This window comes from Pseudomonas sp. SWRI22 (genome assembly GCF_014268395.2).
In the GTDB taxonomy this organism is placed as follows: Bacteria; Pseudomonadota; Gammaproteobacteria; order Pseudomonadales; family Pseudomonadaceae; genus Aquipseudomonas; species Aquipseudomonas paracarnis.
Genome location: NZ_JABWQK020000001.1, coordinates 935,465 through 945,332, shown reverse-complemented (window position 1 = coordinate 945,332; position 9,868 = coordinate 935,465). Strand labels below are relative to the sequence as shown.

The following is a 9,868-nucleotide window of genomic DNA, read 5'->3' as shown; positions in this document are numbered from 1 at the left end:
TGGCAGTATCGGAACGTTATACAGGGCGCTTGGTTCAATCTCAGCCTTGTGATCAGGCCAATGCTTGCCCTTCAACAATCTTCTCTGCATTAGCGCTCAAGTGCCGGTAAAGTAAGCCCTCTCTTGCCAGGGTACTCGGATGAATAGCGTGCAGCTTTTACGCGGCCAGTTGCGGCCAGCGCTGATGGGATTGTTGATGACGGTGGCCTGTGTCACCAGCGTGCGGGCCGATCAAGGCGTCGCGCTGACCGCACTGGACCAGGTGCCGGACGGGGTGGAAGTGCGCGGCAAGCAGGTCGCGGCTTACACCTGGGATGACCGCCAAGGCAAAAACCTGCTGGTACTCGCCGAGCAAGTCGGTGAGCGCGATGACGATGGTACCCAATCGGCCTTTGTCTACGCGGCGCAATACGTGCTGAGTGGCGAGCGCCCCAAGCGCGTGTGGATGCTGTACGACGATGTGCAGCACTGCGAATTCGACGCAGGGCTGCGCTTTGACCGGGCTGCCACCAAGGTCACCGACCTGCTGGGCGACGGCAATACCCAGGCTACGGTCGGTTATTCGCGGGCCTGCACCAGTGATGTCAGCCCCAACGAATTCAAGCTGATCATGCATGCCGGCAAGTCCGAGAAGTATCGTCTGCGTGGCCTTGACCGCGTGGGCGCCAGTTGGTGGGACGAGGACGCTGGTGCCTTGCGCGGCATGCCCCTGCCCACCGACTGCAGCGTCGCGGCGCAGCAAGCGCTGGTCAGCCAATACAAGGAGCAGGGCACCGAACTGCCACTGCCAGGTTGCTATGGTGACGAGAAGGACTTTGCCAAGGCGCCGGACAATTACCTCGCCTTTATGCGCCAGCATTGGTTCGCGCTGATGCAGCAACAGGACGCTGACTGGAGCCAATCCCAGGCCCAACCCCAGGCAGCCAGCGAAGACGACGAATCGGCCCCGTGATTTTGTGCCAGGGCCGGTCCTGAGTTAGACTCGGCCTTCGCCAATCCACTAAATACATCGACTAATCAAATAGTTGGTCGGTGTATTTAATCCAAAGGCTGATCTACCTTGACCGAGTCCATTTGCAACCCACTGACCCTATATCTCACCCGCCTGGCGCCTTCCAGCCAACTGACCATGCGCTACGTGCTGCAGGATGCCGCCGACCGCTTGGGTTTCGAAGACCTCAACCTCGAAGAGATTGACTGGCACCTGCTGCAGCCTGAACACGTCATCGCACTGGTGGCTGCCTTGCGCGAGGACGGCTTAGCGCCGAACACTTCGTCGCTGTATGTGAATGCGGTGCGCGGGGTGATGAATGAAGCGTGGCGCATGAGCTTGATCAGCCAGGACCACCTGTTGAAGATGCGCTCGGTCAAGGCTACACCCGGTACGCGCCTGAGCCAGGGCCGCAATCTGCGCCGCACCTTGATCCGCGAGATGCTCGACGTCTGCGCCGCCGACCCTCGGCCCCAGGGCCTGCGGGATGCCGCAGTGATCGGCCTGCTATATGGCTCGGGCATGCGCAAGTCGGAGTCGGTGAACCTCGACCTGGCACAGATCAACTTTGACGAGCGCAGCCTGCGCGTGATCGGCAAGGGCAACAAAGAGTTGGTCAAGTACGCGCCGGACTGGGCGTTTGCCAAGCTGCAAGCCTGGCTGGCGTTTCGTCGCGAGCACCTCAAGGAAGGCGAGCAGGACGACAGCTTCCTGTTCAACCGCATCCGGCGAGGCAGCCATATCACCCGAGAGCGGATCACCAAGCATGCGATTTACTACATCGCGCGCCAGCGCGGCGATCAAGTGGGGGTCAAGATCATGCCCCATGATTTCCGTCGTTCGTTTATCACCCGGGTGATCGAGGAGCATGATTTGTCGATTGCGCAGAAACTGGCGCATCACACCAACATCCAGACCACTGCCAGCTATGACGTGCGCGACGACAATGAGCGGCGGCGGGCGGTGGACAGGTTTGATCTATAGGTTCGCGCCCGCCCTTGTAGGAGCGAGCTTGCTCGCGAAAAACGTCAACGATAATGCGTGCTTCCTGAATGAACGCGGCGCCTGTGAGTCTTTCGCGAGCAAGCTCGCTCCTACAGGGGGGATACGTCCGATGGCGATCTCAGGATGAGGCCAGGTGGGCCGGCAAGCGACGTATGGTCCATAGCGTGGTGAGCATCGCGGCAAGCGCACACAGCGCAATGCCGATCAACATCGGCGCCGGTGTATGGTCGGCAAAGATACCCACCAAGGTCATCGCCACAGCCGCTGTGACCATCTGGATCGCACCCAGCAGTGCAGACGCAGAACCTGCCACCGCACCATGATCCTCCAGCGACAGTACCCCGGCCGCCGGCAATAGCAGGCCAAGAAAGCCGAAACCGATAAACAACAGCCCCATCATCAAGCCCAGGCTGTCACCCCACAGCGTAGTTGCCGCCAGCAAGCTCATGACCGCCGCCACGCCCACCACCGACCAGCGAATTAACGGCGCCAGCCCAAAGCGGGCGCTGAGGCGGGCGGTCAGTTGGCTCATGGCGAAAAACGAGGCCGCGTTGAGCGCAAAGCACAGGCTGAACTGGGTCGGTGTCAGGCCAAAAAACTCGATGTACACGAAGGGCGCGCTGCCGATGAACACGAAGAAGGTGGCCAGGCCAAACCCGCACACCACCGACAAACCCGTAAAGACCGGGTCGCGGAGGAGGGCGCCATAACTGCCGAACGCCTGGCCCAGTGTCTTGCCCAGGCGGCGCTCGGCTGGGTGGGTTTCTGGCAGTTGTACTGCGGTCATCACCAGGCACAGCACGGCCACCACCGCCAACACGGCAAACACTTCGCGCCAACTCCAGATCGAAATCACCAGGCTACCGGCCAGTGGCGCGAGGATCGGCGAAACACTCATCACCAGCATCAACAAAGCCATCAGACGCGCCGCTTCATGGCCGGTGTACAGGTCACGGACAATCGCCCGGGGGATCACCATACCCGCACAGGCACCGAACGCTTGTATGGCTCGAAAGCCGATCAGCACTTCGATCGTCGGGGCCAGTGCGCAGCCGACGCTGCCAATGGCAAAGATCACCAAACCTGCATAAATCGGTGGTTTACGCCCGAACACATCGCTGAGTGGGCCGTAGAACAACTGGCACACGCCGATAATCATGAAGAACACCGTCAAACTCATCTGTACGGCCGCCGGCGAGGCCTGGAGGCTGGCGCCCAGGGTCGGCAGCGCCGGCAGGTAGATGTCGATGGCAAACGGGCCGACGGCGGTGATCAAGCCCAGCAACAGGGCGAGACGGGCGATACGTTGAGGCATTTGGCAGATCCAGGTAGAGCAACGGACGGTCAGCTTAAGGGAACCGCGCAGATCCGCAAACTTAGGCTTCACTAACAAGCAACAGCTGCCGATACAGCTAGCAGCGACATTGAAACGGTTGGGTTCCCAACCGGCGTTCCTGGCACGGGGTACCACTATGACGATCAAATTACGCTTGGTGCTGTTGATTGCGACCGGGTTGCTCACGGCTTTGATCATGAGCCTGGCTGGCTACCTGGGCAATACGCGGATGGCCGATGCGGTACAGGACAACGACGTCAGCATGACGGTACTGCGCAACCACATGGAAGCCGACATGATGCACGACGCCCTGCGTGCGGATGTACTGTCGGCGATGTTGGTCGGGCTGGGCAAAAGCACCAGTACGCCGGCTGAGGTCAACAGCTCGATCAAGGAGCATGCCGAGCATTTTCGCGAGGTGCTGGCGGACAATCTCAAGCTGCCGTTGGACGCCTCGATCAAGGCCAGCCTGGAAAAAATCAAACCCAGCCTGGACACCTACATCAGTGCCGGCGAGCGCATCGTGGCGCTGGCCCTGGAGAATCCAGAGGCCGCACGAGGGGAACTGCAGACCTTCAATGCCGCGTTCAGCCAGTTGGAAGAACAAATGGCGGCGTTGAGCGAACTGATCGAAAACAATACCCAACTCACCAGCACCGGTACCCGGCAAACCATCAGTAACGCTAACTGGACCTTGATTATCGTATTGGGGGCGAGCCTGCTGTTGCTGCTGGCACAAGGACGTTGGGTGACCCTGAGCATCATGGGGCCGTTGCGCACCGCCAGCCGTATTGCCCAGAGCATTGCCCATGGCAACCTGAGCGAGCCGATTGCCGAACCCAAGAACCAGGACGAAGCCAGTGCACTGATTCGCAGCCTGGCGACGATGCAGCGGGATTTGCGCGGCATGATCGAAGTGGTTCGCAGCAATGCCCATGGCGTCAATGGCATGAGCGAGCGCCTCAGCCAGGGTTGCCATGAAGTGGCAGGCAGCAGCCAGCAACAAAGCGTCGCCGCCAGCACCATGGCCGCCGCCGCGAGCGAAATGACCGCCAGTATCGAAGAGATCACCCGTCACGCCCAACGTGCCCTGGACATGGCCAGTCAGGCTGAAACCCTGGCCAAGGACGGCGGCCGGGTTATCCACCAGGTGGTCAGCGACATGGATGGCATCGCCCGTTCTGCCCAACAGTCAGCCCAAGTGATCCGCACGCTGGACAAGGAGTCCGAGGCGATCTACAGCATTATCCAGGTGATCAAGGGGATTGCCGACCAGACCAACCTGCTGGCCCTGAACGCCGCCATCGAAGCCGCCCGCGCCGGTGAACAAGGGCGCGGTTTTGCGGTGGTCGCCGATGAAGTGCGCAGCCTGGCCGGACGCACCAGCGCCTCCACCCAGGAAATCGCCAGCATGGTCGGGAGTATCCAGCAAAACACCCGTGAAGCGGTGATCAGCATGGAGGAGGGCGTTGCCCAAGTGGACAAGGGCATGGCGGTGACTGCCGAAGTGGAACGTGCCATTCGCGAGATCCTCCAGGCCACGCTGAGCACCACTGAATTGGTCAACGATATTTCCCGCACTATTAGTGAGCAGAGCCTGGCCAGTAATGAGATTGCTCATCAGGTGGAGAGGATTGCGGGAATGTCGGAAAGTAACAGTCGGGTGATTGGCGAGACGGCGTCGACGACGGATGAATTGTCGAGTTTGGCGGGGAAGCTTTCGCAGTCGGTGGATAGGTTTAGGCTCTGAGGCATGACAATCAGATATAACTATACTAAATAGTCATTTAGCATAGTTATTCTTTATGGCTATATTATGAGGGCAGGGTAGCCCACCTGATGAGCTATGTTCCGATGGCATGCATCTTTAAGGATCTCTGTTAAATGAATCACTTTCCAGGCTGGATGCTCGAAAGCGCCCATAATTATCTCAAAGCTTCTGAGCTTCTAGACGCCCAAAACCTCCCACATGTTTCCATGGTTAACGCAGCGATTGGCATGGAAATACTGCTGAAAAGCTTCATTTCTGTACCAGACCAGCATCAAGATACGTCCGGTGAAACCTACACGATTGACGTTGATGCACTCAAAGCGGCTCACAAGCATCTTCAGTCAACCGGCAAGACGCCAGCCGATCAGCGTCGTGACGGTCACGATCTGTTGACCTTGTTTCATGCCGTGCCTGCAGACATTCGTAAAGCGTTGGCCTTGGACAGCCAAGAAGATTCGTTCGAGCGGTACCGAGATGTTTTCACCAACAGCCGGTATCAGTACGAGTCGAGCAGCTGGAAGTTTTCCGATCCGGTGCTGATGAGGTTGCTGCGGTGGACGCTGGCCAACGTGGTTGGTTATCACAAGGAGCGCGGATCGGAGGACGCATTCATTGTGAGTTACATCGCCAGTCTGCAAGCTGGACCAGGTGATGCGTAAGAGCCCGTGCCAGGCTTCAAATCTGACCACCAGAGCCCTCCAACCCCGCATACGACGATTCGCATAATGTATATTATGTTAAACGAAGTGTTATGCCTTATAGGTTCATGAGCTACGTAAGTCACTGATTCGACGAATTCGTTTTTACGCCTACTCTCTCAACGGGTCATGCCCATCTAGCGACGCTTCGCTCCTCCTACGATAAGCGCGTCGGTAATCTCAGTTCAGCGCACAGTCCGCCGCCTTCGCGGTTTCTCAAGGTCAGGGTGCCGCCGAGGGCTTGTGTCAGTTGCTGGGCGATAGCCAGGCCCAGGCCCGTGCCGCCGGTGCTGCGGTTGCGCGAATTTTCCACGCGGTAAAATGGCTCAATCACACGGGCCAGCTCCTCTTCGGCAATGCCGGGACCACGATCCATCACGGTCACCGAGAGGCTGTCGCCCTCCTTCGGCTCCACCCGCAGTTGCGCTGCACCGGCGAATTTGAGCGCGTTATCCGTGAGGTTTACTAGCACTCGGCGCAGCGCGTGGGGCCGCGTGTGAATCACTGCGTTGCTTTTGCCGCTGAGCTGCACGTCCTTGCCCATGTCCTGGTAGTCGAACACGAGGCTGTCGAGGAATGAATCAAGATCGGTACGGCGGCTTTCCTCGGTGGCGCCATGCACGCTGCGGGCATAGGCAACGCCTTCACGCACCAGATGCTCCATCTCGCCGAGGTCATTCCACAATTTGTCTTTGTCACCGCAGTCGTCCATCAATTCGGCACGCAGCTTCATGCGCGTGATCGGGGTTTGCAGGTCGTGGGAAATCGCCGCCAGCAGTTGCATGCGTTCTTTCAGATAGGTCGCAATGCGCGCCTGCATGGCATTGAAGGCGATGGCAGCGTGTGCGACTTCGGTCGGGCCTTGTTCATCCAGATGCACCGGGTGAGTGTTGGGATCAAGGTTTTCCACGGCCTGGGCCAGGCGGGTCAGCGGGCGTATGGCAATACGCACAGCCAGCCACGCGCATAGAATCATCAAGGCCAACTGGCCCAGCAAAACCACCGGCAGCCACGGCGACAACGGCACCATCGAGGGGCGCACGTCGATGGTCACCGGGCTGCCGTCGGCCAGTTTCAGATGGACCTGGAAATGTTTGATAGGCCCGGGAATGTCTGTCACGGTCATCGGGTAATCCTTGCCGATGGCCTCCTTGATCGAGGTCACTGCAATCGGCGTGTCACGCAGAGCGACGCCTGGCGAGCCTTCGCCGAGCAAATAGCGGTAATTGCGTCGATCCAGTTGTTTCAACCAACTCATGCGTTCCTCGGCGGGCAAGCGGTCAAGGATGGCAATGGACGTCGATACATCGGTTTCCAGGTTACCGAGCATGGTGTTTTTCGCGGTTTCGTAACGCTCGTAATACTGCACGCCGAAGGACAAGGCCTGCGCCAGGGTCAGCCCTACCAGAAAGATCAGCGACAGCCGCGAGACGAGGGTACGAGGCCAATGCAGCGAAGGCTTCATGCCGGTGCTCCAAGCACTTCCACGGGCAGCGAGAAGACATACCCTTCGCTGCGCACGGTTTTGATGTAAGCCGGCTCGCGGGCATCGTCAAGCAGGCGTTGGCGCAGGCGGCTGACCAGCAGATCAATGGAACGGTCGAACAGGTCGGCATCACGGCCCTGGGTCAGGTTGAGCAACTGGTCACGATTGAGTACCCGTTGCGGATGGTCGAGGAACACCCGCAGCAGGCGATATTCAGCGCCGCTGAGGGCGACCATGGTGCCGTCTTCATCAAGCAGATGGCGGGCGGAGGTGTCCAGGCGCCAGCGCCCGAACCCCAGCAACCTTCCGGTTTCGGTAACGACCAGGTTGGGCGGCAGCATGCGCGTGCGGCGCAGCACAGCGTTGATGCGCGCCAGCAATTCACGGGCGGCGAACGGCTTGACCAGGTAATCGTCGGCGCCCATTTCCAAGCCGATGATGCGATCGGTTTCGTCGTTGCGGGCGGTCAGCATCAGCACCGGCGTGGCCTTGTGTTTGCCGGCGCGAATGTCGCGGCAGAGCACCAAGCCATCGTCGCCGGGCATCATGATGTCCAGCACGATCAGGTCTACCGGCGTGGCCTCGAGAAACGAGCGCATCTGGCGGCCATCGGCAACCACGGTGGTCCGCAGGCCGTTCTTCTTCAGGTAGTTGCCTACCATCTCTCGAATCTCACGGTCATCGTCCACGATGAGGATGTGATCAACGTGTTCCATGGGCCAAGCCTCTGTCATTGGAAATTGCGGCTCAGTCTATAGAGGCTGAGCCCGTTCGCCCGCGGCGGTTTGTATTGCAGTGTATCTGCTGTGGCGAAGGATACATGCAGAGGCAAAAACAACAATTTCCTAGGTTTTGTATGGCTGTGTATCGGGACGGGATCCTGATACGAACCGATTTATCCGCGCCTGTTTTTGACACAGACGAGATACCTCGCGGGCTTCTAATGAGCCACATCGAGGCCAACCCAAGCGCCTCGACTCAACTGAACGACCCAACCCTTGAAGCCTTGAGGAAACGACCATGAACACCAATACCCTCTATGCCACTTGCCTGTTTGCCGCCCTGAATATCTGCACCTTCTCGGCCCGCGCCGAAGCCGACGTCACGCCGCAGACCTACACCTACGGCACGCACCTGGACATCCAGAAAGTGGTGGCATTGACACAGGATGCCGGGGCTGCCTGCGGCATTGTCGATGCCCAGCTGACCTACCTGAATTCGCAGGGCAAGACCGAGATCCTGAACTACCGCAAATTTGCCGAATGCCACAGCGATAACTGAGCCCTGCCCACATTTCATCAGGAGACCCTTATGTTCCTCATCGCATTCCTGGGCGGCTTATTGACCGTCCTCAGCCCTTGTATCCTGCCGGTCGTGCCATTTCTGTTCGCCGGTATCGACCGCACACGCTCCTCGATCCTGCTTACCCTTGGTGGCATGGTTCTGACCTTCGCGCTGATTTCCAGCCTGGCCGTGGTCAGCAGTGAATGGGTGATTCAGGCCAACAACGCCGGGCGTCATGTGGCACTGGTGGTGATGGCGCTGTTTGCCTCGTCGCTGATCTCGGCACGAATCAGTGGCTGGCTGGCCAGCCCGTTCGTGTTACTGGGCAATCGTCTCGACCCCCAGACGCGCAAAATGTCCGGGCCGCTGGGTTCACTGATGATCGGCGTCGCCACCGGCCTGCTCTGGGCGCCGTGCGCCGGGCCTATCCTCGGGGTGATCCTTACCGGCGCCATGCTGCAAGGCGCCAATGCGCGAACCAGCCTGCTGCTGGTGGCCTACGGCCTGGGCAGTGCACTGTCGTTGGGTACGCTGATTTTCGCCGGACGCGGTTTAGTCAATCGCCTGAAGGCCTCGATTCCGGTCACTGGTTGGCTGCGGCGCGTCACCGGTTTTGCGGTCCTGGCCGCAGCGCTGATGATTTCTACCGGTGCCGACAAGACGCTGTTGGCCGGGGCGTCGTCCGAAGGCGTCAGCGTGCTGGAAAAAGGCGTGCTGCAAAGCGTCCCCAAAGTCGTCGAATACCTGGTAAGCAAGGCCAAGGCCGAACCCACCCTCGACAACTCCCAAGGCCCGATGCCGTCGCTGTCCGGCGCGGTGGAATGGCTCAATTCGCCCGCGCTGACCAGTGAATCGCTCAGAGGCAAAGTGGTGCTCGTCAATTTCTGGACTTACGACTGCATCAATTGCCAGCACACCCTGCCGTACGTGAAGGACTGGGCGCAGAAGTACGAGAAGGATGGCTTGGTGGTAATCGGCGTCCACACCCCGGAATACGGTTTTGAACGCATCATCAGCAATGTCAGGGATGAGGTGAAAAAGCTCGGCATCACTTACCCGGTAGCCATCGATAACAACTACGCGATCTGGCGCAACTTCGATAACCAGTACTGGCCCGCGCACTACCTGATCGACGCCAAAGGGCAAGTGCGTTTCACCCACTTCGGAGAAGGTCGCTACGAGACGCAGGAAAAGATGATTCAGCAACTGCTGCAGGAGGCGAAAGCTCCAGCCGCGTAACCCTTGAAAACCCATGGCCCACAGGCAACGTGCTGTGGGCCATTAGCTTTTTCTCCTG

Annotated in this window: 9 protein-coding genes; 6 read left to right on the top strand and 3 right to left on the bottom strand. The window is 59.2% G+C overall.

The window, feature by feature from the left end:
- Nucleotides 1-139 precede the first annotated feature (139 nt).
- Nucleotides 140-952 (top strand): hypothetical protein, encoded by an 813-nt coding sequence (locus tag HU730_RS03930; RefSeq protein WP_186527331.1) that lies wholly within the window; start codon nt 140-142, stop codon nt 950-952.
- 108 nt (nt 953-1,060) lie between these two features.
- Complete coding sequence (locus tag HU730_RS03925) at nt 1,061-1,975, top strand: tyrosine-type recombinase/integrase (RefSeq protein ID WP_181124317.1); 915 nt, start codon at nt 1,061-1,063, stop codon at nt 1,973-1,975.
- 139 nt (nt 1,976-2,114) lie between these two features.
- Here HU730_RS03925 and HU730_RS03920 read toward each other — a convergent pair whose 3' ends face one another.
- Nucleotides 2,115-3,311, bottom strand: a complete 1,197-nt coding sequence (locus tag HU730_RS03920; RefSeq protein WP_186527330.1) for a multidrug effflux MFS transporter — start codon at nt 3,309-3,311, stop codon at nt 2,115-2,117.
- Between the two features lie 157 nt (nt 3,312-3,468).
- On the opposite strand from HU730_RS03920, the gene HU730_RS03915 reads away from it, so the two are divergent.
- Nucleotides 3,469-5,082: a methyl-accepting chemotaxis protein gene (locus HU730_RS03915; protein WP_014718459.1), complete on the top strand. Its 1,614-nt coding sequence runs from the start codon at nt 3,469-3,471 to the stop codon at nt 5,080-5,082.
- 134 nt (nt 5,083-5,216) lie between these two features.
- A complete protein-coding gene (locus HU730_RS03910) occupies nt 5,217-5,762 on the top strand; it encodes a hypothetical protein (protein WP_186527329.1) in 546 nt (181 codons plus the stop codon).
- Between the two features lie 196 nt (nt 5,763-5,958).
- On the opposite strand, the gene HU730_RS03905 is transcribed toward HU730_RS03910, so the two are convergent.
- The gene (locus HU730_RS03905; RefSeq protein ID WP_186527328.1) at nt 5,959-7,266 is read right to left on the bottom strand and encodes a HAMP domain-containing sensor histidine kinase; all 1,308 of its coding nucleotides are present in this window, start codon (nt 7,264-7,266) and stop codon (nt 5,959-5,961) included.
- Entirely contained in the window at nt 7,263-8,003 is a 741-nt protein-coding gene (locus HU730_RS03900) for a response regulator (protein WP_054918946.1), read from the bottom strand. Before HU730_RS03900 ends, HU730_RS03905 begins: the two co-directional genes overlap by 4 nt.
- A 304-nt stretch (nt 8,004-8,307) precedes the next feature.
- Here HU730_RS03900 and HU730_RS03895 point away from each other — a divergent pair, with 304 nt between their 5' ends.
- Nucleotides 8,308-8,568 carry a DUF2790 domain-containing protein gene (locus HU730_RS03895; RefSeq protein ID WP_014718446.1) on the top strand — a complete coding sequence of 87 codons (261 nt, stop codon included), beginning with the start codon at nt 8,308-8,310 and terminating at the stop codon, nt 8,566-8,568.
- A 30-nt stretch (nt 8,569-8,598) separates the two neighbouring features.
- Entirely contained in the window at nt 8,599-9,810 is a 1,212-nt protein-coding gene (locus HU730_RS03890; RefSeq protein ID WP_186527327.1) for a cytochrome c biogenesis protein DipZ, read from the top strand.
- Nucleotides 9,811-9,868: the final 58 nt, after the last annotated feature.

What these genes read in the sequence shown, in the direction of transcription:
- HU730_RS03905 (WP_186527328.1), bottom strand. Translation starts at nt 7,266, where the DNA reads ATGAAGCCTTCGCTGCATTGGCCTCGTACCCTCGTCTCGCGGCTGTCG.
- HU730_RS03930 (WP_186527331.1), top strand. Translation starts at nt 140, where the DNA reads ATGAATAGCGTGCAGCTTTTACGCGGCCAGTTGCGGCCAGCGCTGATG.
- HU730_RS03900 (WP_054918946.1), bottom strand. Translation starts at nt 8,003, where the DNA reads ATGGAACACGTTGATCACATCCTCATCGTGGACGATGACCGTGAGATT.
- HU730_RS03910 (WP_186527329.1), top strand. Translation starts at nt 5,217, where the DNA reads ATGAATCACTTTCCAGGCTGGATGCTCGAAAGCGCCCATAATTATCTC.
- HU730_RS03890 (WP_186527327.1), top strand. Translation starts at nt 8,599, where the DNA reads ATGTTCCTCATCGCATTCCTGGGCGGCTTATTGACCGTCCTCAGCCCT.
- HU730_RS03915 (WP_014718459.1), top strand. Translation starts at nt 3,469, where the DNA reads ATGACGATCAAATTACGCTTGGTGCTGTTGATTGCGACCGGGTTGCTC.
- HU730_RS03920 (WP_186527330.1), bottom strand. Translation starts at nt 3,311, where the DNA reads ATGCCTCAACGTATCGCCCGTCTCGCCCTGTTGCTGGGCTTGATCACC.
- HU730_RS03895 (WP_014718446.1), top strand. Translation starts at nt 8,308, where the DNA reads ATGAACACCAATACCCTCTATGCCACTTGCCTGTTTGCCGCCCTGAAT.